This is a genomic window from Mucilaginibacter sp. P4_D1 (genome assembly GCF_056401935.1).
The window spans coordinates 332293-356522 of sequence record NZ_JBFUIJ010000001.1; the positions used below are offsets into that span (position 1 = coordinate 332293).

At 42.8% G+C, this 24230-nt stretch carries 23 protein-coding genes; 22 read left to right on the plus strand and 1 reads right to left on the minus strand.

Translation table 11 applies throughout. The features are described 5' to 3' along the window. Positions 1–2 precede the first annotated feature (2 nt). The 14 genes from AC1DV1_RS01340 to AC1DV1_RS01405 all read left to right on the plus strand — a co-directional run bounded on the left by AC1DV1_RS01340 (position 3) and on the right by AC1DV1_RS01405 (position 13915). Positions 3–539 carry a DUF3341 domain-containing protein gene (locus tag AC1DV1_RS01340; protein WP_477354068.1) on the plus strand — a complete coding sequence of 179 codons (537 nt, stop codon included), beginning with the start codon at positions 3–5 and terminating at the stop codon, positions 537–539. Next, positions 532–1107, plus strand: coding sequence for a c-type cytochrome (locus AC1DV1_RS01345; RefSeq protein ID WP_477354071.1), 576 nt, complete (start codon positions 532–534; stop codon positions 1105–1107). Before AC1DV1_RS01340 ends, AC1DV1_RS01345 begins: the two co-directional genes overlap by 8 nt. Positions 1108–1118: 11 nt before the next feature. Continuing rightward, entirely contained in the window at positions 1119–2381 is a 1263-nt protein-coding gene (locus tag AC1DV1_RS01350) for a quinol:cytochrome C oxidoreductase (RefSeq protein WP_477354074.1), read from the plus strand. 47 nt (positions 2382–2428) lie between these two features. Next, positions 2429–3622 (plus strand): cytochrome c oxidase subunit II, encoded by a 1194-nt coding sequence (locus AC1DV1_RS01355; RefSeq protein WP_477354077.1) that lies wholly within the window; start codon positions 2429–2431, stop codon positions 3620–3622. 122 nt (positions 3623–3744) lie between these two features. Next, positions 3745–5544, plus strand: coding sequence for a cytochrome c oxidase subunit I (locus AC1DV1_RS01360; protein WP_477354382.1), 1800 nt, complete (start codon positions 3745–3747; stop codon positions 5542–5544). A 132-nt stretch (positions 5545–5676) separates the two neighbouring features. Further along, positions 5677–6738, plus strand: coding sequence for a COX15/CtaA family protein (locus tag AC1DV1_RS01365; protein WP_477354080.1), 1062 nt, complete (start codon positions 5677–5679; stop codon positions 6736–6738). Next, entirely contained in the window at positions 6735–7616 is an 882-nt protein-coding gene (cyoE, locus tag AC1DV1_RS01370) for a heme o synthase (RefSeq protein WP_477354083.1), read from the plus strand. Before AC1DV1_RS01365 ends, cyoE begins: the two co-directional genes overlap by 4 nt. A gap of 4 nt (positions 7617–7620) precedes the next feature. Beyond that, the gene (locus AC1DV1_RS01375) at positions 7621–8205 is read left to right on the plus strand and encodes a cytochrome c oxidase subunit 3 (protein ID WP_225976458.1); all 585 of its coding nucleotides are present in this window, start codon (positions 7621–7623) and stop codon (positions 8203–8205) included. A 21-nt stretch (positions 8206–8226) separates the two neighbouring features. Beyond that, positions 8227–8949, plus strand: coding sequence for a cytochrome c oxidase subunit 3 (locus tag AC1DV1_RS01380; RefSeq protein WP_477354086.1), 723 nt, complete (start codon positions 8227–8229; stop codon positions 8947–8949). A 13-nt stretch (positions 8950–8962) separates the two neighbouring features. Then, on the plus strand, positions 8963–9307 hold the full coding sequence (locus tag AC1DV1_RS01385) for a cytochrome C oxidase subunit IV family protein (protein WP_147053243.1): 345 nt from the start codon (positions 8963–8965) through the stop codon (positions 9305–9307). After that, positions 9307–10005 carry an SCO family protein gene (locus tag AC1DV1_RS01390; protein WP_477354089.1) on the plus strand — a complete coding sequence of 233 codons (699 nt, stop codon included), beginning with the start codon at positions 9307–9309 and terminating at the stop codon, positions 10003–10005. Before AC1DV1_RS01385 ends, AC1DV1_RS01390 begins: the two co-directional genes overlap by 1 nt. A gap of 5 nt (positions 10006–10010) precedes the next feature. Beyond that, complete coding sequence (locus AC1DV1_RS01395; RefSeq protein WP_477354092.1) at positions 10011–10586, plus strand: DUF420 domain-containing protein; 576 nt, start codon at positions 10011–10013, stop codon at positions 10584–10586. 316 nt (positions 10587–10902) lie between these two features. Then, entirely contained in the window at positions 10903–11667 is a 765-nt protein-coding gene (truA, locus tag AC1DV1_RS01400; RefSeq protein ID WP_477354095.1) for a tRNA pseudouridine(38-40) synthase TruA, read from the plus strand. A 499-nt stretch (positions 11668–12166) separates the two neighbouring features. Beyond that, entirely contained in the window at positions 12167–13915 is a 1749-nt protein-coding gene (locus AC1DV1_RS01405) for an ABC transporter ATP-binding protein (protein ID WP_477354385.1), read from the plus strand. An 83-nt stretch (positions 13916–13998) separates the two neighbouring features. Here the strand turns inward: AC1DV1_RS01405 and AC1DV1_RS01410 are convergent, their stop codons facing one another. After that, positions 13999–14202, minus strand: a complete 204-nt coding sequence (locus tag AC1DV1_RS01410) for a hypothetical protein (protein WP_477354098.1) — start codon at positions 14200–14202, stop codon at positions 13999–14001. Positions 14203–14557: 355 nt separating this feature from the next. Between AC1DV1_RS01410 and AC1DV1_RS01415 the strand changes: the two genes are divergently transcribed. The 8 genes from AC1DV1_RS01415 (at position 14558) to AC1DV1_RS01450 (ending at position 24185) form a co-directional block, all read left to right on the plus strand. Further along, entirely contained in the window at positions 14558–15436 is an 879-nt protein-coding gene (locus tag AC1DV1_RS01415; RefSeq protein WP_147060935.1) for a cell division protein FtsX, read from the plus strand. 128 nt (positions 15437–15564) lie between these two features. Then, positions 15565–15852 carry a DUF3098 domain-containing protein gene (locus tag AC1DV1_RS01420; RefSeq protein WP_477354101.1) on the plus strand — a complete coding sequence of 96 codons (288 nt, stop codon included), beginning with the start codon at positions 15565–15567 and terminating at the stop codon, positions 15850–15852. Positions 15853–15989: 137 nt separating this feature from the next. Then, positions 15990–16793, plus strand: coding sequence for an undecaprenyl-diphosphate phosphatase (locus AC1DV1_RS01425; RefSeq protein WP_477354104.1), 804 nt, complete (start codon positions 15990–15992; stop codon positions 16791–16793). Between the two features lie 111 nt (positions 16794–16904). Further along, complete coding sequence (truB, locus tag AC1DV1_RS01430; protein ID WP_477354107.1) at positions 16905–17633, plus strand: tRNA pseudouridine(55) synthase TruB; 729 nt, start codon at positions 16905–16907, stop codon at positions 17631–17633. 78 nt (positions 17634–17711) lie between these two features. Continuing rightward, positions 17712–18653: a bifunctional riboflavin kinase/FAD synthetase gene (locus AC1DV1_RS01435; RefSeq protein WP_477354110.1), complete on the plus strand. Its 942-nt coding sequence runs from the start codon at positions 17712–17714 to the stop codon at positions 18651–18653. A 235-nt stretch (positions 18654–18888) separates the two neighbouring features. Continuing rightward, complete coding sequence (gene secA, locus AC1DV1_RS01440) at positions 18889–22200, plus strand: preprotein translocase subunit SecA (protein WP_477354112.1); 3312 nt, start codon at positions 18889–18891, stop codon at positions 22198–22200. Between the two features lie 343 nt (positions 22201–22543). Beyond that, on the plus strand, positions 22544–23008 hold the full coding sequence (locus tag AC1DV1_RS01445; RefSeq protein WP_477354115.1) for an SPOR domain-containing protein: 465 nt from the start codon (positions 22544–22546) through the stop codon (positions 23006–23008). Then, entirely contained in the window at positions 23001–24185 is a 1185-nt protein-coding gene (locus AC1DV1_RS01450) for a M20 metallopeptidase family protein (RefSeq protein ID WP_477354118.1), read from the plus strand. Before AC1DV1_RS01445 ends, AC1DV1_RS01450 begins: the two co-directional genes overlap by 8 nt. Positions 24186–24230: the final 45 nt, after the last annotated feature.

Below are 24230 nucleotides of genomic sequence, written 5' to 3' on the forward strand. Positions count from 1 at the left end.
AAATGAGTAGCACCAAATATATATTAGGAATTTTTGATGATCCCGATGATCTGATGCACGGTATCGACAAATTACAAAAGAATAGTGTCCCTATTTACGATGTTTATTCGCCATGCCCCATTCACGGTATTGATGCTAAATTAGGCATTAAGGATTCGCGCTTAGGTTATGCAGCCTTCATGTTTGGCTGTTTAGGTGGCACCATCATGTTCAGCATGGTTTATTATATGCTTGTACACGATTGGCCAATCAACATCGGCGGTAAAAACTTTTTTGCCATCCCCGATTTTATACCGGTAACCTTTGAGTGGACCGTATTGTGGACGGCCTTTGGTATGACATTTACTTTCTTTTTTGCCACCCACCTTTTCCCGGGCCGTGCACCAAGAGTAATGGACCTGCGTGCCACCAATGATAAATTTGTTATCGCCATTGATGCAAAAGGTAATACACCACACGCAGATATTGATAGTATATTAAAAGAAGCAGGAGCTGTAGAAGTTAAGCATAACGACAGAAAATATGTTAGCTATGAATAAGATTAAAATAATAGGAACATTAGTTATGATTATCGCTGCTTCGATAGTTATAACATCATGTAAGGATAAAAGAAGTACAGGTTGGGAATATGCGCCTAACATGTACGAGCATACCGCTTACGATCCAGATCAAAAGAACAGTCAATTTAAAGATGGTAAAACCGCACAGTTACCACCGGCCGGAACGATCCCGGTAGGTTTTACAAAGTTTGATTATCCTAATACCAAAGAAGGCTATGAGCTGGCAAGTGTTGAGGTTAAAACTGTAATTGCGCAAACCCAGGCAAATTATGCTGATGGAAAATTGCTTTTTGCACACTACTGCTCGCCATGCCATGGTTTAAGTGGCCAGGGTGATGGTTTAGTGGTTGCGCATGGTTACCCGCCGCCACCATCTTATTCAAAAGGACAATCATCACGCGGTGGCGCTATGAAGGATTTAACAGACGGTAAAATTTATCATACTATTACTTACGGTGTAAACGCGATGGGCTCTTATGCTTCGCAGCTAAACCCTGAAGAACGCTGGAAAGTGATCATGTATGTTCACCATTTACAAACTTTATAAGAATATATTGAATGAGCACTCATAATAGTTTTGACGAGCAATTTCATTTTACCGGTAAGGTAAAAACACTAAGCCTGGCTGCAATAGCGGTGGGGCTGATAGTAACAGTTGCCGGGTTTTTCATTGATGGCGAGCGTACGTTTGCAAACTTATTGCTGATGGCTTATTACTTTGCCTGTGTATGTATGGCCGGTGTATTTTTCTGCGCTTTACAATATGTGGCGCAGGCAGGCTGGTCGGCATCATTGCTTCGCATCCCGCAGGCATTTGCTAAAACATTGCCAATTGCCGCTACCATATTAGTAGGTATTATAGCCGCGGGTTTATTTATAACCCATACTACAGAAATTGAAGGTAAACAAGTTGTTGCCCCTTATTTATATAAATTATGGGCCATTGCTGGTGTAGAAATTAAAGGCAATGCCAATTTCGACCCTATCATTGCAGGGAAACACGTTTTTTTAAATAAAGGTTTCTTTTTTGCCAGGTTATTTGTGTTTTTAGGTAGCTACACTATTTTTGGCCGGATGCTGGTGAGATATTCTGAAGGGGAAGACGAACTAGGTGGTATGTTCTACTACAAAAAGAGCTTTGCCATGTCGTGCCTGTTCCTGGTAATATTTGGTTTTACAACGCCAATCTTCGCTTTTGATGTTATTATGTCGTTAGAAGCACACTGGTTCTCAACTATGTTCGGCTGGTATAACTTTGCCGCCATGTGGGTAAGTACCTTGGCTATCATTACTTTAACCATTATTATTTTAAGAGAGAACGGGTACATGCAATGGATCACACAAGATCACCTGCATAACCTTGGCCAGCTGATGTTTGGTTTCTCCATCTTCTGGACATATGTTTGGTTTGCACAGTTCTTATTGATCTATTACGCCAACATTCCTGAAGAAACAGTTTACTTTTTACGCAGGTGGGAGCCTGAATTTAAGCCATGGTTCTGGTTGAATATCGTAATTAACTTTTTAGCGCCACTATTGATTATCATGGCACGTGATTCAAAACGTACCACCAGTGTATTAAAGGTTACCTGCTTTATTTTAATTATAGGTCACTGGTTAGATTATTTCCAGATGATTATGCCAGGCACAGTAGGCCCAACATCACACTGGTATACCGAGATTGTTTGGATTGAACCAGGTGTAGCGTTATTGTTTTTAGGATTGTTTGTATTTTTGACGATGAACGCTTTAAGCAAATTCAAATCACTTCTGCCTAAAAAACACCCTTTCCTACAGGAGAGCCTTCATCATCACATATAATAATTGTTATTTTTGCATCAAATACAGAATACCAAACAAACATTAAAATGGCATTCAAAAAATTAATAAATTCTAAAACCATACTATCGTTTTTTGCAGCGTTTATGCTTTTTGGCACAAACCTGCTAATGGCGCAAACTCCGGCTGCCGCAGCTGGTACAGGCGAAGATGCCAACCAGGTTGACTGGACGGGTGTTGCCTATTATGTGCTGATATTTTTTCTGATATGCCTTGGTGTAGCTGTAATAGGTAAAATTTTAAAGATCTATGATCTTACCCTTAAAATTCAGGGAAAAAAAGGCTTAAGCTGGAACAATGTAATGGGCGTTATTTGCCTTATATTCCTGATAGCAGGTATATATGGTGCTTATTGGTCGTTTACTGTTCAAGGTAGCATGACTTTGCCGGAAGCCGCCTCAATCCACGGCGTTAAAATTGATGAAATGTTCACGGTTACAACTATTTTAACCATGATCGTTTTCTTTATCACGCAGATACTGTTGTTTGGCTTCCTGTTTCAGTACCGCCATTCTGATAAACGCCGCGCGCACTTTTTACCACACAACAATACCATTGAAAAAATATGGACAATTGTGCCTGCTATAGTGCTTACTATCCTGGTTGTGTTTGGTTTCTTTACCTGGCAAAAAATTATGGATGATACTGATGCCAAAGGCGAGCCTGCTTCAATCAACATTGATATCACCGGTCATCAGTTTAAATGGGAATTACGTTACCCTGGTAAAGATGGTAAATTGGGTCCTAAAAACTTTAAGCTTACAACTGCCAACAACAGATTAGGTGTAGATTTTACCAAGAAAAGCAGCTTCGACGATTTGTCTGCCGATACCATGTACTTACCGGTAAACAGATCGATAAAATTAAACATACAGGCACAGGATGTAATTCATAGTGTTTATATGCCACATTTTAGGGTGCAGTTGAACGCAGTACCGGGATTACCAACTTTCTTCAAGTTTACCCCGACGATTACTACCGCGGAGATGCGTCACAGACTTGATGACCCGAAATTCGAATATTTAGTGTACTGTAATAAAATTTGTGGCGGTGGTCACTACAACATGCAAGTATATGTGCGTGTAGTTTCTGAAGCCGAATACCTGGAATGGTTGTCTCGCCAAAAACCTTATTTAACCGATGGTTTAAAAAAGGAGTTGCATTTCGCTGATGCGGAGCCGAAAAAAGCAGTATCAACAAACAGGTTAGCGTTAAATAATTAATATAAGATAAAAGAGCGATTATGTCAACAGTAGCAGTTCACGATCACGTAGTAGCACACCACGACGAGCACGGTCACGAACATCACCATAACGAAACTTTCGTGTCTAAATACATATTTAGCATGGATCACAAAATGATCGCCAAGCAATTCCTTATTACAGGTATTACTATGGCGGTTATCGCAATGATTTTATCAATCCTTTTCAGGATCCAACTGGCTTATCCAGATAAAACATTCCCTTTATTAACTACTTTACTGGGTCACTTTGCACCTAATGGCCGTATCAGTACCGAGTTTTACCTGTCGTTGGTTACTATTCACGGTACCATCATGGTATTCTTTGTATTAACAGCCGGCTTAAGCGGTACCTTTGCCAACTTATTGATCCCTTTGCAGATTGGTGCACGTGATATGGCTTCGCCTTTCATGAACATGCTATCGTACTGGTTTTTCTTTATGGCCAGCGTGGTTATGCTATCATCATTTTTTGTTCAAAGCGGCCCCGCAAGTGGTGGCTGGACAATTTACCCACCGTTATCTGCTTTGCCAAAAGCGATGCCAGGCTCTGGTGAAGGTATGACATTGTGGTTAATCAGTATGGTAATGTTTGTTGCATCATCATTAATGGGTGGTATCAACTACGTAAGTACTGTATTAAACATGCGTACAAAAGGTATGGACCTTTGGAAAATGCCTTTAACTATCTGGGCTTTATTCCTTACCGCTATATTGGGTATCCTTGCATTCCCTGTACTTGTTGCAGGTGTGGTGTTGCTGATATTTGACCGTAGCTTTGGTACCAGCTTCTACTTATCTGACATCGTATTGAACGGTGTGCCACAGCCTTATGAAGGTGGTAGCCCAATCCTGTTCCAGCATTTATTCTGGTTCCTTGGTCACCCAGAGGTGTATATCGTTATTATGCCTGCGATGGGTATCTCATCTGAGGTTATGTCGGTAAACTCGCGTAAACCAATCTTCGGTTATCACGCGATGGTTTACTCGCTAATAGGTATTACGGTATTGTCTTTCATCGTATGGGGTCACCACATGTTTGTAACCGGGATGAACCCGTTCCTTGGTGGTGTGTTCATGATCACTACACTGATTATCGCTGTACCATCAGCAGTAAAAACCTTTAACTGGCTGGCTACATTATGGCGCGGTAACATCAGGTTTACACCTGCTATGTTGTTCGCTATAGGTATGGTGTCATTCTTTATCTCTGGTGGTTTAACAGGTATTTTCCTTGGTAATGCTGCCTTGGATATCAACCTGCACGATACTTACTTTGTTGTTGCCCACTTCCACCTTGTAATGGGTTCGGCAGCGATATTTGGTATGCTTGCCGGTGTTTACCACTGGTTCCCTAAAATGTTTGGTAAACTGATGGACGAGAAGTTAGGTTACCTGCACTTCTGGTTAACTTTCATTGGCGCTTACCTGGTGTTCTTCCCGATGCACTTTATGGGTCTGGATGGCGTTCCCCGTCGTTACTACGCGTTCACCGAGTTTGCTTCGATGCAAAAATGGTTAACTATAAACACGTTTATTACATGGGCGGCTATCATGGCAGCTTTGGCGCAGGTGGCTTTCATATATAACTTTATCGTATCGATATTTGCTGGTAAAAAAACCACGCAAAACCCATGGCAGTCAAACACCCTGGAGTGGACCGCTCCTGTAGAGCATTTACATGGCAACTGGCCGGGCGAAATACCTACTGTTTACCGTTGGCCATATGATTACAGCAAGCCGGGTGCCGAAGAGGACTTTATACCTCAGACAGTACCTTTCTCTCAAACAATGAGTTCAAACTTGCCGCATGATTTTGAAGATAACCCTGCCGGTATGGATGAGTTGAAAAAATTTAATGATAAGCTGAACGCAAACGACAGCGAAACACCAAAAGAATCTTAATACTGATCTGATCTTTTAGGGTACCGTGTTAAGTCTTAAGTCGGGAGTCTTAAGTTCTCAGTAAAACTCAGAACTTAAGACTTAAAACTTCCGACTTGACGAGGTACCCTAAATTTTTAGAAGATATTTTAAATGAACACAGCCGCACCCAATAAACGTTTTCAAAAAACAGGCCTCATAACAATCGTTTTACTTTTTGTTTTGATACTTGCGGGCGGCGTGGTACGTAGTTCAGGTTCGGGCATGGGATGCCCTGATTGGCCTAAATGTTTTGGCCGGTATATTCCACCGACAAGCAGCGCCGATTTGCCCAAAGATTATAAGCAAACCTATGTTGAAAAGCGGCTGGCCAAAAATCAGCGTTTTGCCAAAACACTGGATGTTTTTGGTTACAGTGAGCTGGCCCGCAGGATTCGTGAAGACAGGTCGATCCTGGTGCCCGAGGAGTTTAATGCCGGCAAAACCTGGACAGAATATGTGAACCGCTTAATTGGGGCCATATCAGGAATATTTTTGCTGCTATCGGCCGTTTATTCATTTGGCTATTGGAGAATCGATAAGAAGATTACCATATTAAGCATATTTAATTTAATCCTGGTAGTTTTCCAGGCCTGGCTTGGATCTATCGTGGTATCAACTAACCTGGTGGCCTGGATAGTTACAGTACATATGTTATTGGCCCTGGCCATACTTGCCATATGTATTTATACTTATCACCTGGCCCGGGTTTATGGCAATGGTAAGTTAAATACAAGCCCGGTCATATACATTGTAACATTGGCGGCATTGGTGCTAAGCGTTTTACAAATAACATTTGGTACCGAGGTAAGGGAGAAGATAGACGCGGTTGCAGCCCATTTTCAGGGCGGTTACCGCAATAACTGGATAAAAGGGGCAGGTGAAATTTTTACACACCATCGCGATCTGGCAATTTTAGTATTTGTGATAAATGTGGTGTTGTATGCGTTAATTCGTAAAAAGTTTAACCGGCATTCAATCCATCAGCAGTTAATGAGCTTTAACTTTTTAATGATCATGCTGCAGATTGTTACCGGCATCCTGCTTTCGTATTCGGCCTTGCCGCCGGTAGCGCAGGCAGCACATATTGTATTGGCAAGTTTAATATTTGGGGCGCAGTTTTATTTGCTGTTGAATTTACATCAATCGGTTAATGTTAGGGGGGTAAGCAAATGAAATGGAGCGATTATTCAAAACTGATTAAATTACGGCTTACCTTTTTGGTTACGTTTTCTGCTTCGATATCGTTTTTGATTGGCAGTATGGCCAACAATCATGCACATTGGGTAAATGGTATTAATTGGGTTAACTGGGTAAAGCTGATCATAGGTGGGTTCCTGGTTACATCGGCAGCCAATGGTTTTAACGAGATTATTGAAAAGGACCTGGATAAGCTGATGAAACGGACAATGGACAGGCCATTACCGTCAGGTAAAATGACCAACGGGCAGGCCCTGGTTTTAAGCCTGGGCATGGGTATGGCCGGAACCTATTTGTTAGGCAGCCTTAACCTGCTCACAGGCTTGTTATCGGTATTTTCGATATTGTTATACGCATTTGTTTATACGCCGCTGAAACGTAAATCGCCCATAGCGGTATTCGTGGGTGCAATACCAGGGGCGTTGCCGCCGCTTATTGGATATGTAGCCGCGCAACAACACGGGCGTATTGATGAAATAGCGCTGATTTTATTTGCTGTTCAGTTTGTATGGCAGTTTCCACACTTTTGGGCCATTGCCTGGGTCTTGGATGACGACTATAAACTGGCCGGTTTCAGGCTGTTGCCTACGGGCAACCGCAATTTAGGAAGTGCGGTAATTACCTTTATATTTACACTGATATTGGTACCGGTAAGTTTATTGCCAACCATTTACCACTACGGCGGTTACTATGTTGGAGGAGTATCGTTAACATGCAGTATTGTTTTTTTATACCAGGCTTATAACCTGTTGCGTACACAGCAAATTGAGGCGGCCCGTAAATTAATGTTCGGCTCGTTTATGTATTTGCCCATAGTGCAATTAATGTTTTTATTTGATTTTATAGGAAAGTGAAAGTATGATGGCTTCGATTCAAAAAAATCCTGACAGGCTTGATCTGGAACCCAAAAAATTCAACATGTGGATTTTTATATTCACCTCGTTTATGTTTTTTGCGGCTTTAACCAGTGGGTTTATTGTTTATAGTGGTGGTAAAGGGCACGGGCTTAACGTAATTATGCCAAGTGCGTTTATGTACAGCACGGCGGTTATTATCATGAGTAGCGGTACCTTGTTTTTGGCACAAAGGGCAGCTAAAAATATGCAGGTTGGTGTACAGCAACTGTATTTATGGCTAACGTTTTTGTTAGGTGCAGCGTTTTTTGCCATCCAGGTTTATGGCTGGTACGTGTTAACCTACAAAATGAACGTGTATTTAACAGATCCTAATGCATCGCGCTCGTTTGTTTATATATTTACAGGTACACACCTGTTACACATTGTTGCAGCTATATTACTATTATTGAGCACCCTTTGGGGTACATACAGAAGTGTTCCGCAGGTACGTAACCTGTATAAAATGCAAATGACTTCTATTTTTTGGCATTTTCTCGGAATTATATGGATTTATCTGTATGTTTTTTTACTTTTGAACCAAAATTAACACACCATTATTTAAGTACAAATGAGTACAACAGTATCACAAATTGATGAAGTAAAAACAACTCCGTGGTCTGGAGGGAGGTCTCCCTTCAATGTTGAGTACGGAAAAATTATGATGTGGTTTTTTCTCCTTTCGGATGCATTTACCTTTTCGTCATTATTAATTTCTTACGGCTCACTGCGTTTTAGCGCAAGTGTATGGCCGGCGGCAGATAAGGTTTTCCAATCTATACCCGGATTAGTAGATAGCGGTCAACCATTAGTTTTCGTGGGTATCATGACTTTTATACTTATTCTTAGTTCAGTTACTATGGTATTGGCCGTTGAAGCCGGTCATCGTAACGCAAAGAAAGAAGTGGTTTGGTGGATGATAGCTACAGTTATTGGTGGCTTTATGTTCCTGGGTTGCCAGGCTTTAGAGTGGAGCCACTTACATCATGAAGGATTTTGGTGGGGTAGTACGCCTGCATTAGATGAGTTAGGTAAATTCTTCAATGAAGGCGGTACCGAAGCGGCAAGGCATATGACCGCGCAGGAATTTGCCAACCTGTTTTTCACCATCACCGGTTTCCATGGTTTCCACGTATTTACAGGAGTTATCATCAATATCATCATTACTGTTAATGTATTGTTGGGCACCTACGAAAAAAGAGGTAGCTATTTAATGATTGAGAAGGTTGGTCTTTACTGGCACTTTGTAGACCTTGTTTGGGTATTTGTGTTTACCTTCTTTTACTTAGTTTAAAAATATTACATATATGTCAACAGAATCACACGAAGTTCACCACGAAGCTGGCGATCATCAATCAATGACCAGGGGAAGAATAGTAAAAGTGGCCCTTATATTATCAGCTATTACGGCGGTTGAATTTATTATCGCTTTATACCTGGTACCAAAAGGTATCCTACCAATACACTTTGCTAATCCTGTGTACATTGTATTAACACTGTTTAAAGCCTTTTACATTGTGGCTTACTTTATGCACTTAAAGTTTGAGAAGCTTGGTTTGGCTTTAGCAATTATTGTCCCAATTTTATTTATAATCGGTTTAATCCTGGTGCTTACTAACGAGAGTCACCACTGGATTGATCTTCGGGGGTAATGAAAGCTGCCATCTGGAAAAAAATTACAGTCCTGGTGCTCATATTGGCAGTACCAGGATTTTTGTATTATTTACTAACCGCTAAAGGCAAAAACAGGTATAAGCCGCTTGCCCATTTTGGCCCTAAAGAGGTAGCCAAAACCAGCCACAGGTTTCACGGTAAGGATATCCCCGATACCAATTACTACCAGCTGCCCTCATTTAAACTAACCGATCAGGATGGTAAAACCTTCACAGAGGCCAACCTTAAGGGAAAGATATTTGTCGCGAGTTTTTTTTATACCCATTGCCCTACCGTTTGCAGCACCATCAATAATAACTTAAGTTACCTGGTAGGTACTTATTGGAAAAACAAGATGGTGTATTTTACATCAATCACGGTTGATCCAGACCGGGATACACCAGATGTTTTAAAAAAGTACCTGCAAAGCTTTAAGCCCGAATCAAACCGTTGGGTATTTTTAACCGGCGATACCACATCGATATATAACCTGGCCCGCAAAGGCTTTTTGGTTGATGCAGTACAAACTGGCAAAGACGATTTTATATACAGTGATAAGCTGATATTGATTGATCAGGATAAGCACATCCGTGGTTATTACTCTGGGGCCAACACCAACGATGTAAACCGCCTGAACGACGAGATAAAAGTGCTGATAGCCGAAGAGCTGCGTAAAGTTGATAAAGCCCTATATTAACAGATATGACCGATAAATTTATACTCCGTTTTGTTGCAGCCGTTACCATATTTGTAATAGCCGTGGTTGTTGTATTAAACAGGCACCTTATTCCGGGCCCGGCGGTAGCACCCGCATTTACCCCATACCTGCCTATGCTTAACGCGGTGTTAAACGGCGCCTGTACCGTACTTTTATTGTTATCCTTATACTTTATCAAGCAAGGCAATATAACCTTGCATAAAAGGCTTAATATACTGACGTTTTGTTTATCATCAACATTCCTGGTATCCTATATCCTGTTTCACTACCTTATGCGCCATGATACCTTGTATGGCGATGCCAACTTTGATGGTATCCTGTCCGATTCGGAACGTGCCCAGGTAGGGGGGATGCGTACATTGTACCTTTCTATCTTAACACCACACATCATACTGGCGGCTGGTGTATTGCCACTAATATTACTAAGCTTTTACCGCGGCCTGCAAATGCAGGTTGAAAAACATCGCAAACTGGTACGCTGGACGTTCCCGATATGGTTGTTTGTAACAATTACCGGGGTAATAGTTTATTTGATGATAAAGCCGTATTACCAGTTTTAGGGAGGATAGGGGTATGGGCGTTGTCTTGGGCCGGTCTCTTTATGCTCACCAACAGCCTTACGCTCTTTAGCCGGTATCCGCATCAATACCTACTGCATCTGTTTGAATATATAGATTTATTGTTTTTTTTGTAGCGTTACGCTTATCGAACAAAAAATAAGCGTTTAAACCTTGTGCTTACCGCTTTTAGCTTGCACCTAACATAAAAAGCAAGTGTACCACTCCGTACCGGTACACACAGTGGTACATCTTCTACGTGGCCATAGTTTGACCAAATTATGAACGGTAAGCCCGTCATAATAATTAACTTTGCGGCGTGACGGCTAAACAACGCTATTTTATTGAACTGGCTTATGATGGCACAGCCTATCATGGCTGGCAGATACAACAAAACGCCCACAGCGTTCAGGAAGCTTTGAACAAGGCGTTAAGTACCATCCTACGCCAACCCATAGAAACAACCGGCTGCGGCCGAACCGATACGGGCGTGCACGCCAAAGAGTTTTTTGCCCATTTTGATGCCCCCCAACCCCCTGAAGGGGGAGTAAGCGCGTTAGAAAGCACCCCCTTCAGGGGGCGGGGAGGGCTTAACGCTATTTTGCCACCTGATATCGCTATAAAAAACATCATCCCGGTTAGCCCCGATGCGCATGCCCGGTTTGATGCTACGCTGCGTTCATATCAATACCACGTTCATTTTAATAAAGATCCGTTTTTAAGGGGATACTCCTGGCAGTTACGCGATGTGCCGGATATGGAACTGATGAACCGGGCGGCAGCTATGATCATGGACTATATTGATTTTAGTTGTTTCAGTAAATCAAATACCCAGGTAAAAACCAATAACTGTAAAATAAGCTGCGCCGAATGGGTTCGTACCGAACAAGGCATGGTATTCCATATTTCGGCCGATAGGTTTTTACGCAACATGGTACGCGCCATTGTAGGCACCCTGATGATGGTAGGCAAAGGTGAAATACCACCCGAAGCCGTACGGCAGATTATTGAAAGCAAAAACCGATCAAACGCGGGCATGAGCGTACCGGCCTGCGGGCTGTATTTAACAGAAGTGAAGTATTAGCCCCCCTACCCCCTGAAGGGGGAACAACAGGGCAAACGCATGTAAATAGCTAATTGCAATAAGCTATGGTGTCGGAAAGATATAAACATTAAACAGTCCTTGTTTTTATCCCCTGATCCTGGTTAAGAAATCGAGGTACCTAAGGGTTTGGATTGCCAACAACAGGCACAAATATTTGGATGCACATGAATTGCACGATACATCAGTAGTGTTAACCATGTTAAAATGTAATGTATTGATTATTAAATATTTATAAAAAATATATCTAAAATGTGTTAAGTTATGTTAACCCACTTTAGATAACTTTGCCCTGAATGGGCAACAATAGATTGCTAATTTTATCTATAACTTATAACTACATTTGAAATAAGTGAATAAGAATAAACAAGATAACGAAAAAAAAGCTGGCGACTCTGCTAATCAAAAAGCACCCCCTTCAGGGGGCGGGGGGGGCTCCGTTACCGGGAAGGCGCTTGATTGGAAATTGTTAAAACGGGTAATGCGTTATGTAAAGCCCTATAATACTACATTTGTGATTGCCGCTTTTTTAACGGTGTTTTTGGCTGTTGGGGCCTTGCTGCAACCCATCTTGATTCAACGTACGCTGGATGTAAATATCTTGAATGACGATTACGACGGGCTGGTTTTTATGGTTGGCCTTATGGTTGCGCAACTGGTTATACAAACCGTGGCGCAGTATTATCAAACATATTTAACCAACACCTTAGGTCAATCTGTTATTCGCGATTTGAGGATTGACATTTTTAACCACATTACCAGTTTAAGGCTAAAGTATTTTGACAGGACACCTATCGGGATGCTCATCACCCGTACGGTATCCGACCTGGAAACCATTGCCGATATATTTTCTGAAGGGCTCATCAGCATCATGGGCGATATGCTGCTGGTATTTGCCGTTATCGGCCTGATGCTGTTCCAGGACTGGAAACTGGCATTGATTACTCTTATCCCAATGCCGTTCCTGTTTGCATCAACTTACGTGTTTAAGGAGGCTATCAAATCATCGTTCCAGGAAGTGCGTACCCAGGTAGCCCAGTTGAACACTTTTTTGGCCGAGCATATCTCGGGCATCAGCGTCATCCAGCTTTTTGCACGGGAAGACCAGGAGATGCGCAAGTTTAAAGCGGTTAATGTGAAGTACCGTGATGCCAACATCCGCAGTAACTGGTATTATTCTATATTTTTCCCGGTGGTCGAGATTTTGTTTGCTATCTGCATAGGCCTGCTGGTTTGGTACGGTTGCAAACGGATGCTTACCGATGGGCAGCTGGCCAGCTTATCTGCGTCAAAAAAGGGGATTACCCCCGGGTTGATAACCGGCTTTATTGTGCTGCTTAATATGCTTTTTAGGCCCATCCGCCAGCTGGCCGATAAGTTTAATACCTTGCAAATGGGTATGGTAGGTGCCGATAGGATTTTTAAAGTGTTGGATACAGATGAAGTTGCCATTGATAACGGTACTCTGAAAACCGGCAGGCTGCAGGGCGAAATTGAATTTGACAAAGTGTGGTTTGCCTACAACGACGAAAATTGGGTACTTAAAAACATCAGCTTCCACGTAAAACCCGGCGAAACACTGGCCCTGGTAGGTGCTACCGGAGCTGGCAAATCATCTACCATCAATATCCTTAACCGTTTTTATGAGATAGGAAAAGGCAGCGCCAAAGTTGATGGCCATGACATTCGCGATTATGAGGTTGAATTCCTCCAGTCGCAAATAGCAACGGTGATACAGGATGTATTCCTGTTTACTGATACTATTGCTAATAATATCAGCCTTAACAATCAATCCATCACCCGCGAGCAGATCATCGCAGCAGCAAAAGATGTTGGTGCCCACGAGTTTATTGAACGCCTGCCCGGCGGCTATGATTATAACGTAATGGAACGCGGGTCGACCCTTTCGGCGGGGCAATCGCAATTAATATCTTTTATCCGGGCGCTGGTATATAATCCGGCCATTTTAGTGTTGGATGAGGCTACTTCATCTGTAGACACCGAAACCGAGATCCTGATCCAGAACGCCATTAATAAATTAATGCAGGGCCGTACGGCTATAGTTATTGCCCACCGACTATCGACCATCCAAAACGCCGACAGGATCATCGTACTTGATCATGGCGAGATCATGGAAATGGGAACCCACCAGGAACTTCTTAAAATTGAGCACGGCCACTACCGCAAACTTTACGATTTACAGTTTAACTCGGCCGGGATAGCGCGGTAGGTTGTAAGTTTTACGTGCTACGTTATACGTTTTTAACTGTTCTAACTAAACGTATAACTTAAAACGTACCACGTAAAACCTCGTCAATGTTTAGGCACCGCCTTTACCGAATGTACCGGTTGCTCTTCCCTTTCGTGTTTTTTTGCAATGTTGCCGCCATGTGGTTCGTCGGCATGGTACTGCTTATCTTGGGGTTTCACTTTGCTTTTGCCGCCATTATCGTTTGGCCTGTCGGTTGGTGTATCCGAAGGCGATTGTTTTTGTTTATCGTTTGCTGGCTTTGTCATGAAGGTATAACAGGGCGGTAATGGCATTTGTTTATTCAGAACCGGAATTTTTAGGATTAAGCGAATTATTCGAATTTGATTAACCGTGGGTGAGGTAAAACCTGCGATTAAATTCTGTTAATTCTTTAATTCTGCAAATTCTGATTCAGACAATTCGTTAATAAATGTTAAAACCCGCACACTATTACATTATTAAACCATTTTTATAAACAATAAACTTTTACCTTTAACCCGTGTTTCTTAATTTCGCACGAATATAGGTGTGAGATATTAGATATGAGATGTGAGACGAGCCTCAATTTTGCGGCAGTTTTTTTCTCAAATCTCAAATCTCATGTCTCATATCTAAACAAACATGGAAGAATTTGAAGCAAGTGCATCGTCAAAAAAGGTAAAAACCATATACATTTCAACTGTATTTGGTATTGCCATGGTGTTGTTAATGGTGGGTTTGTTAGGATTACTGCTAATAGATGCCAACAACATTTCGCGCTACGTAAAGGAAAATATTGTATTGAATATTTTTGTTGACGACGCCGCGCATGAAACTGACGTACTACAGTTGCAAAAACAATTGGATGCCAACCCGATGGTGAAGCAAACCCAATATGTAAGTAAGGAACTGGCCGCCCGTAACCTGCAAAAAGATTTGGGCGAAGATTTTGTGAAATTTCTGGGCTATAACCCCTTGTCGCAATCGCTGGATATCTACATGAAGGCCGATTTTGCCAACAACAAGGATATTGAAAAATTTAAGGCCGACCTGCTGAAAAACCCCCTGGTTAAAGAAGTTAAATACCAGCAATCGTTGGTTGATAAGATGAACGAGAATGTGAAATCCATCAGTTTAATCATCCTGGCTTTTGCAGGTATATTCGTTGTTTTATCAGTTGCCTTAATTAATAATACTATCAGGCTGGCCATCTACTCGCAAAGATTTTTAATTAAATCCATGCAGCTGGTTGGGGCCACTAAAGGCTTTATCCGTAAGCCATTTTTGCTGTACGGTATTTGGCATGGCCTTTTGGGCGGTTTAATTGCTATTGTTTTGTTGGTAGGTACCTTATACCTGGCCTATCAGCAAGTTCCCGACCTGGTTTTCCTCCAAACTTATACTGAATTTGGAATGGTATTTTTAGGTGTGGTAGGGTTAGGCATATTTATATCGGCCTTTAGTACATTTCTGGCTGTTAACAAGTTTTTACGTTTAAAAATATACGACCTATATAGATAGGTTAAAGGCAAAAGGTTAAAGCCAAAAGGTTTTATCGCGTAGCCAATAAAAAAATCAATATTTAAAAAATATCGAAGCAGTAATTAAATCAATAATTCACTAAATCGATAATTCAATAATTAAAAAACATGGCACAAAAATTTAAACCAACAACGCCTTTAAAAACATCGGCAACTGTATCGGCGCCAAAAGCGGCAAAAACTATCAGTAATGAGCCTGTAGAGTTTATTTTTGATAAAGGCAATTACAAGTTTTTAATCATCAGTGTATTAATAGTAGCCTTTGGTTTTGTGCTGATGTCTGGCACTACCGATATTTACAGCAATACCAAAATTGTTATAGCCCCTATTGTAGTATTGGCTGGCTTTGCTTTAGGTTTTTACGCCATTTTAAAAAAGCCGGAAGTTAGTAAATAGTTTACTGAGTTGATTGAGTGAATGGTTGATTGGTTTTTCTTTTGAGCGATTGCGCTATATAAATCGATTAACCATTTAACCTAATCAATCTAATCTAACTTAATCAACCCCAAAATCTAACCCATCCCAACCCCTACATGGATACCGTTAAACTCATACAAATAATTGTACTTGCCGTAATAGAAGGAATAACCGAATTTTTGCCTATATCGTCAACCGGGCATATGATTATTGCCTCGTCTGTTATGGGCATCGCTGCCGATCCGTTTATTAAATTATTTACCATAGCAGTGCAATTAGGTGCTATCCTATCAGTAGTTGTATTATATTGGAAACGTTTTTTACAATCATTCAACTTTTACCTTAAGTTGTTGGTAGCATTTATACCTGCAGCGGTTTTTGGCTTACTGTTTAGCAAAAAAATAGATGCTTTGTTGGAGAGCGCACTTACCGTAGGCATTACACTTTTTGTAGGTGGTATCATTTTGCTTTTTGTAGATAAATGGTTTAATAAGCCAACTATTAAAGAAGAAAAAGATATCAATTATCTTACTGCCTTAAAAATTGGTTTTTTTCAGTGTTTGGCCATGATCCCCGGGACTTCACGTTCTGCATCAACTATTGTTGGAGGTATGAGCCAGAAACTTACCCGCACCGCGGCTGCCGAATTCTCGTTCTTTTTGGCCGTTCCTACCATGTTTGCGGCTACTGCTAAAAAACTACTTGATTTTTATAAAGAAGGGCACCGTTTTACCGGCGAGGAGATAAAATTACTTGCAATTGGCAATGTAATCGCTTTTATAGTGGCTATGCTGGCCATCAAAACATTCATTACTTTTTTAGAGCGTAAAGGCTTCGTGCTGTTTGGCTGGTATCGTATCGTTATAGGCGCGGTGATTATTGGGCTAATCATGACAGGTCATAAATTAGATGTGATCTAATTTCTACATCATTTCAGGAATAACCTATTTGTTAAAGCGACAACGGAGGGCAGAAATTAAGCCAGGCTTGTTTCTTGTTTTTCCATACCTTTGCCGCTTTAACAACATTACTTGAAAAGTACTTACCAAAATATCCAGGAGTTTGCCGATGGCCAGCTGTTGCTGGTGAACAAACCGTATCAGTGGACAAGCTTTGATGTGGTGGGCAAAATCCGCAATTCTTTTAAGCCTTTAAAACTGAAGGTTGGCCATGCCGGTACGCTCGATCCGCTGGCTACCGGGTTGCTCATTATCTGCACCGGTAAAATGACCAAGCAGATTGATACCTTCCAGGCCGAAGAAAAAGAGTACACCGGCACCATGATGCTTGGCGCAACCACGCCATCGTATGACATGGAAACCGAACCCGACAATAAGTTCGATATCAGCCAACTTACCGAACAACAGCTGCGTAGTAACTGCGTGCAGTTTACCGGCGATATACAGCAATACCCGCCGGCACATTCTGCAATTAAAATAGACGGCGAGCGTTTATACGAAAAAGCCCGCCGCGGCGAAGAAGTTGAACGCCGCCTGCGCAGCGTTACCATAAGCGAATTTGAACTTACACGCGTTGAATTGCCCGAAGTTGATTTTAGGGTGGTATGCAGTAAGGGCACTTATATCCGTAGCTTGGTGCACGATTTTGGCGCTGCTTTAAATAACGGGGCATACCTGTCTGGATTAAGGCGTACCCGCAGTGGTAACTACAAGGTAGAGGATGCCTGGGAGGTGATGGAGTTGTTTAATACCATTAAAGCCCTGAAAGCGCCGGTTGAGCCGGTTGCTGACCAGCGCTAATTACATTTGCAGGTAAAAAATAAGAGGCGGGTACAGCCCGCCGAACTAAAAAACTAAATTTGTGTTTTTACTCATCAAATGAGGATATACAACAATATTGACGAATTTACAGCGATAAACAACGCGGTTGTAACCATTGGCACATTTGACGGTGTGCATATAGGCCACCGCAAAATTATAGCAGGTATTAAGGAGCTGGCGCAGCAAACCGGCGGCGAAACCGTTATCCTTACTTTTTTTCCGCATCCGCGGATGATACTGCATCCCGAGGATGAAAGCATTAAGCTGATAACCACCATTACCGAAAAAGCTCAGTTGATGGAGCAGCTTGGTGTAGATCATTTGATAATCACCCCATTTTCTCGCGATTTTAGTAACCAAACCGCCGAAGACTATATACGCGATGTGCTGGTGAAAAAAATTGGCACAAAAAAAATTGTGATAGGGTATGATCATCGTTTTGGTAAAGACCGCCAGGGTGGCCTGGAAGATTTGTTAAAACTTGGCCCCGTTTATGGATTTGATGTAGTAGAAATTCCTGAGCAGGATATTGATGAAGTTGCCATAAGTTCAACCCGCATCCGCGCGGCTTTGTTAAACGACAAGATCGATTTAGCAAACGCTTTTCTTGGTTACCCGTTTTTTATAACCGGTAAAGTGGTGCGGGGCGACCAGATTGGAAGGCAGATAGGCTACCCTACAGCCAATATTGTGGTAGAGGAAAAATACAAGCTTATACCGGCTGATGGCATTTTTGCGGTAACGGTAATAATTGCCGGCGAAAGCTATAAAGGCATGGCTTATATTGGCAGTCGGCCAACGGTAAATGGCCTCACCCGCAACATCGAAGTGAACATCTTTGACTTTGACCAGGAGATTTATAACCAAACCATCCAAATGGAGTTTCACCATTATGTGCGCGGCGATGTAAAGTTTGCCGGCCTTGATGAACTTAAGGCGCAGCTGGCGCAAGACAAGGTGGATGTGCTGAAAAGCCTGAACCGGGATTTATCGAATTAAAGAATTATTTGAATTTTATATTGAAGCTGAATATCCCACCTTTAAATAATTCTGTAAGTTCCTTAATTCAATAAATTCCGGTTCAGACAAAAATACCCTCAAACCTCGCCCCACGCATCAAATCCCTCATAAATCCCTTAAAACTAAAAACTAAAACTGTACCTTTGCCTGTCAATATGACTTTAATTGTCGCTGTGGCGTAATTATTGAGTTTGTTGCATCATATAAAAATAATATGTTAGATTTTATAAGTAAGCTTTTTGGAAGCAAATCAGAGCGGGATGTAAAAAGTATTAAGCCTATAGTTGAAAAGATTAAGGCTGAATATGCAAAACTCGGTACCATCAGCAATGATGAGCTTAGAGCTAAAACAATAGGTTTTAAACAAACAATAGCCGAAGGCCTATCGGGCATCGACAGCGAGATACAAGCGATAAAAGACCGTACGGAATACGAGCTGGATATGGACGTAGCCGAAAAAGTTGAGTTATACACTCAGCTGGATAAGCTGGAGAAAGACCGTAATAAAGAACTTGAGGATATATTGATTAATATATTGCCCGAGGCGTTTGCCGTGGTTAAAGAAACCGCCAGCCGCCTTGCAGCTAACGAATTTATAGAAGTTACCGCAACCGATTTCGACCGTGATCTTGCCGGGCGTAAAGGTAACGTAACCATAAAAGGCGATAAAGCTTTTCACGCAAGTACCTGGCTTGCCGCAGGTAACCCGGTTACCTGGAACATGGTTCATTACGATGTACAGCTGATAGGCGGTATAGTGTTGCACCAGGGTAAAATATCTGAAATGGCTACGGGTGAAGGTAAAACGCTTGTGGCTACGCTGCCTGCATACCTTAACGCGCTTGCCGGGCAGGGTGTACACATTGTAACGGTGAATGACTACCTGGCACGCCGCGATAGCGAGTGGATGGGGCCATTGTATGAGTTTCATGGTTTATCGGTTGATTGTATTGATAAACATGAGCCAAACAGCGAGGAACGCCGCGCCGCTTACCTGGCCGATATTACTTTTGGCACAAATAACGAGTTTGGTTTCGACTACCTGCGTGACAATATGACACGTAGTCCTGAAGAATTGGTTCAGCGCAAATTGCATTACGCCATGGTGGATGAGGTGGATTCGGTTTTAATTGATGACGCCCGTACACCTTTAATTATATCTGGCCCTATCCCGCGTGGCGACGAGCACGAGTTTTACGAGCTGAAACCGCGTATTGAGCGTTTGGTTAACGCCCAAAAAGCGTATGTAAATACGGTATTGAACGAGGCCAAAAAAGCCATTAACGATGGTGACACCGATCCGGAAAAAGGTGGTTTGGCGTTACTACGAGCTTTCAGGGGGTTACCAAAAAGCAAAGCCTTAATTAAATTCCTGAGCGAAGGTGGCAACAGGAGCACACTGCAAAAGATAGAAAATTATTACATGCAGGATCAAAGTAAGAATATGCCTAAGGTAGATTCGGAGCTTTATTTTGTTATCGACGAAAAAAACAACCAGGTTGAACTGGCCGAAAAAGGTATCGAACTGATTACCTCATCGGGCGAAGACCCTCACTTTTTTGTAATGCCGGATGTAGGCACCGAGATTGCGGAGATTGAAAAATCAACCTTGAGCACTGAAGATAAAATTGCCCGCAAGGACGAATTGATGCGCGATTTCTCGATCAAGTCTGAGCGTATTCACTCGGTTAACCAATTGCTGAAAGCATATACCTTATTTGAAAAGGATACCGAATACATTTTGGACGAAGGCAAAGTGAAAATTGTAGATGAGCAAACCGGCCGTGTACTGGATGGCCGCCGTTACTCTGATGGTTTACACCAGGCAATTGAAGCTAAAGAGAATGTTAAAGTTGAGGATGCTACCCAAACTTTTGCTACCGTAACACTGCAAAACTATTTCAGGATGTACCACAAGCTTTGCGGTATGACGGGTACTGCCGTTACCGAGGCAGGTGAGTTTTGGGAAATATACAAGCTGGATGTAGTAGAGATACCAACAAATACCCCTGCAAGCCGCGAAGACAGGCAGGATTTGGTATACCGTACCATCCGCGAAAAATATAATGCCGTAGCCGATGAAATTGTAAAATTAACGCAGGCGGGCAGACCGGTACTGGTAGGTACAACATCGGTAGAGATCTCGGAATTGTTAAGCCGTATGCTTAAACTGCGCGGTATTAAACATAACGTGCTGAATGCCAAAATGCACCAGAAAGAGGCCGATATTGTGGCCGAAGCAGGGCAGGCCGGCACAGTTACCATTGCTACCAACATGGCTGGCCGTGGTACGGATATTAAATTGGGGGCAGGTGTACAGGCAGCAGGCGGTTTGGCCATTGTAGGTACCGAGCGCCACGAATCTCGCCGGGTTGACAGGCAGTTGCGCGGTCGTTCTGGTCGCCAGGGCGATCCGGGTTCTTCACAGTTCTTTGTATCGCTGGAGGATAACCTGATGCGTTTATTCGGATCGGAGAGGATCTCGAACCTGATGGTGCGTATGGGTATCGAGGAGGGCGAAGTTATCCAGCACTCCATGATCTCAAAATCAATTGAGCGTGCGCAGAAAAAGGTAGAGGAAAATAACTTTGGCATCCGTAAACGTTTGCTGGAGTATGATGATGTGATGAACTCACAACGTACCGTAGTTTACACCAAGCGCAAAAACGCCCTGTTTGGCGAACGTTTGGATGTTGATTTGAGCAATACCATTTTTGATGTGGTTGAAGACATTACAACCGAGTATAAGGAGGCTAACAACTACGACGGATTTAATTTAGAAATGATCCGGCTATTCTCGGTTGATGTGGAGGTTGATGCCGATAAATTCGCGGTAAATTCAATTAACGCCCTGGTTGATCACGTTTTCCAAACGGTGATGGATTTTTACAAACGTAAAGGCGATGCCGTAGCAGCGCAGGCTTACCCGGTATTAAAAGATGTTTACGATACCCGCGGCCAGTATGTAGAAAATATTGTGGTTCCGTTTAGCGATGGCATCCATGGTATACAGGTTTCTGTTCCGTTGAAAAAAGCGATTGATAACCATGGTCACGAAGTGTTTAAATCATTTGAGAAAAATGTTACCCTGTACCTGATAGACGATGCCTGGAAAGAGCATTTGCGCGAAATGGACGAGTTAAAACAATCTGTTCAAAACGCGGTTTATGAGCAAAAGGACCCGCTGTTGGTTTACAAATTTGAGGCTTTCAATTTGTTCCGTGGCATGTTGGCCAATGTGAATAAAGAGATTGTGAGTTTCCTGTTCCGTGGAGGTATCCCGGTTCAGCAACAGGCCGAAGAGGTAAGGGAAGCCAAACCAGAACCAAAACTGGATCTGCGTAAGCTAAAAACCACCAAAGCCGAAATGGTAAGCGAAAGCAACGGTGTGCCGATGGACGATTTTCCGCAGGAAATTCAAAAAGCCATCCCGGTAAGGGTTGAGCAAAAGATAGGCAGAAATGACCCTTGCCCTTGCGGAAGCGGTAAAAAATATAAAAACTGCCACGGGGTAGGGCAAAATTAAGAAGCCGACCCGGCCTCCCCTGAAGGGGAGGAGGAGAAAAAAATAAAAAAACAAGCGTCATTGTGGGTAAAATCCAAGGGCCTCTGAAGAGGAAAATGACGTATATCGCATAGCGGCGAGTCGACTCACCCCGACGAGGCTCCGCCCGTCCACCCCTCTATGCGACGAAGTCGGAGAGAGGGGCGGAAAAATGAAAAATTGGAGGCACCCTCTTTGCGGCTTTAGCCGGAGAGAGGGTCGGCCAGCGCAGCGTAGCCGGGGTGAGTCGTAGCCAGCGTTTAGGCGAATGGTTATGTAAATTACATACATCGTGCCTCGCAATGATGGTTTTAATAATATAAATATGAAAAAAGCAGTATTTGATCATAAAGCTAAATCCGGCCTCATCAAGTACTGCTTTTTTTTTATGCTGATAGCGGCATCCACCCAAACCTTTGCCCAAACCCGCGGCAAGGTTGAGGTAGTTAAGGATCCCCTGGTTGATACCCTGATTGCTAAGCGTTTTTCGCTGAACAAAGAAACCGGTGTAGCGCCGGCAGTAACATCATCTTATGGCTATCGGGTGCAGTTCTTCAGCGGATCGAACCGGAAGGATGCCTATAATGCGCAGGCCCGTTTGCAACGCGACTATCCTGAACTGCGTACCTACATCTTATACAGCGAGCCAAATTTTAAAGTACGGGCGGGCGATTTCAGGACTCGGTTAGAGGCCGAAAAGCTGATACAGGAATTGCGGCCTTCGTTTTCAAGCCTGTTCATCATATCCGAAAAAATAAACCTGCCCAAAGCCGACACCGACAATGATTAAAGAAAAAATACAGGAACTATCCCAAAAAATATTTGATGATGTGGTAGCTAACCGCCGCCATCTGCATACCAATCCCGAACTATCATTCCACGAGCAAAAAACATCTGCTTTTGTAGCTGGTAAACTGGAAGAACTGGGCTTAACCTACGAAAAAATGGCCGACACCGGCCTGGTGGCCCTTATCAAAGGAGATTTACCGTCAAATAACGTGGTGGCCCTGCGCGCCGATATGGATGCTTTGCCTATTACCGAGGCTAATGATGTACCCTACAAATCCCAAAATGTGGGTGTGATGCACGCTTGCGGCCACGATGCGCATACCTCATCGTTATTGGGCACGGCCCGTATTTTAACAGAACTGAAAAGCCAGTTTGGCGGTACTATAAAGCTAATCTTTCAACCGGCCGAGGAGAAACTACCTGGCGGTGCAAGCCTGATGATTAAAGAAGGCGTACTGGAAAATCCAAAACCGCAGGCTGTATTGGGGCAGCACGTGATGCCTTTGATAGAAGCCGGTAAAGTAGGTTTCCGTGCGGGCAAATATATGGCATCAACTGACGAGCTGTACGTTACAGTAAAAGGTAAAGGCGGCCACGGTGCCCAGCCACAACAAAATATCGACCCGGTAATTATCACCGCACATATATTAACTGCTTTGCAAACGGTAGTAAGCCGCTTTGCTGATCCTAAAAGCCCATCAGTATTGTCATTTGGTAAAGTGATAGCCAATGGTGCCACCAACGTAATCCCCAACGAAGTTTACCTTGAGGGTACCTTTCGTACTATGGACGAGAACTGGCGCGGCGAAGCCCACGAGCGCATGAAAAAAATGGCCGAAGGTATAGCCGAAAGTATGGGCGGCAGCTGCGATTTTAATATTATGCGTGGTTACCCTTTCCTGATTAACGAAGAGGTACTAACTCACGCCACCCGCGGCCATGCCGAAGACTACCTGGGCAAAGAAAACGTATTGGACCTGGATATCTGGATGGCGGCAGAAGATTTTGCCTATTACTCGCAGGCAGCCGATAGCTGTTTTTACCGCTTAGGTACCCGCAACGAAGCCCGCGGTATAACCTCATCAGTACATACGCCTACGTTTGATGTGGAAGAAGATGCATTTAAAATAAGCACCGGACTGATGGCCTATTTGGCTATTAAGCAGTTAGGGAATTAGCACCAGCTATGTCATTGCGATGAACGAAGCAATCTCGTAACTATG

Bases quoted from the DNA above. Each gene is read 5' to 3' on its own strand.
- AC1DV1_RS01410 (WP_477354098.1), bottom strand. From the start codon at position 14,202: ATGACAAAGCCAGCAAACGATAAACAAAAACAATCGCCTTCGGATACA.
- AC1DV1_RS01415 (WP_147060935.1), top strand. From the start codon at position 14,558: ATGGAAGAATTTGAAGCAAGTGCATCGTCAAAAAAGGTAAAAACCATA.
- AC1DV1_RS01345 (WP_477354071.1), top strand. From the start codon at position 532: ATGAATAAGATTAAAATAATAGGAACATTAGTTATGATTATCGCTGCT.
- AC1DV1_RS01355 (WP_477354077.1), top strand. From the start codon at position 2,429: ATGGCATTCAAAAAATTAATAAATTCTAAAACCATACTATCGTTTTTT.
- AC1DV1_RS01365 (WP_477354080.1), top strand. From the start codon at position 5,677: ATGAACACAGCCGCACCCAATAAACGTTTTCAAAAAACAGGCCTCATA.
- AC1DV1_RS01350 (WP_477354074.1), top strand. From the start codon at position 1,119: ATGAGCACTCATAATAGTTTTGACGAGCAATTTCATTTTACCGGTAAG.
- AC1DV1_RS01420 (WP_477354101.1), top strand. From the start codon at position 15,565: ATGGCACAAAAATTTAAACCAACAACGCCTTTAAAAACATCGGCAACT.
- AC1DV1_RS01375 (WP_225976458.1), top strand. From the start codon at position 7,621: ATGATGGCTTCGATTCAAAAAAATCCTGACAGGCTTGATCTGGAACCC.
- cyoE (WP_477354083.1), top strand. From the start codon at position 6,735: ATGAAATGGAGCGATTATTCAAAACTGATTAAATTACGGCTTACCTTT.
- AC1DV1_RS01425 (WP_477354104.1), top strand. From the start codon at position 15,990: ATGGATACCGTTAAACTCATACAAATAATTGTACTTGCCGTAATAGAA.
- AC1DV1_RS01380 (WP_477354086.1), top strand. From the start codon at position 8,227: ATGAGTACAACAGTATCACAAATTGATGAAGTAAAAACAACTCCGTGG.
- AC1DV1_RS01395 (WP_477354092.1), top strand. From the start codon at position 10,011: ATGACCGATAAATTTATACTCCGTTTTGTTGCAGCCGTTACCATATTT.
- AC1DV1_RS01360 (WP_477354382.1), top strand. From the start codon at position 3,745: ATGGATCACAAAATGATCGCCAAGCAATTCCTTATTACAGGTATTACT.
- AC1DV1_RS01390 (WP_477354089.1), top strand. From the start codon at position 9,307: ATGAAAGCTGCCATCTGGAAAAAAATTACAGTCCTGGTGCTCATATTG.
- AC1DV1_RS01340 (WP_477354068.1), top strand. From the start codon at position 3: ATGAGTAGCACCAAATATATATTAGGAATTTTTGATGATCCCGATGAT.
- secA (WP_477354112.1), top strand. From the start codon at position 18,889: ATGTTAGATTTTATAAGTAAGCTTTTTGGAAGCAAATCAGAGCGGGAT.
- AC1DV1_RS01450 (WP_477354118.1), top strand. From the start codon at position 23,001: ATGATTAAAGAAAAAATACAGGAACTATCCCAAAAAATATTTGATGAT.
- AC1DV1_RS01435 (WP_477354110.1), top strand. From the start codon at position 17,712: ATGAGGATATACAACAATATTGACGAATTTACAGCGATAAACAACGCG.
- AC1DV1_RS01385 (WP_147053243.1), top strand. From the start codon at position 8,963: ATGTCAACAGAATCACACGAAGTTCACCACGAAGCTGGCGATCATCAA.
- AC1DV1_RS01445 (WP_477354115.1), top strand. From the start codon at position 22,544: ATGAAAAAAGCAGTATTTGATCATAAAGCTAAATCCGGCCTCATCAAG.
- AC1DV1_RS01405 (WP_477354385.1), top strand. From the start codon at position 12,167: ATGCGTTATGTAAAGCCCTATAATACTACATTTGTGATTGCCGCTTTT.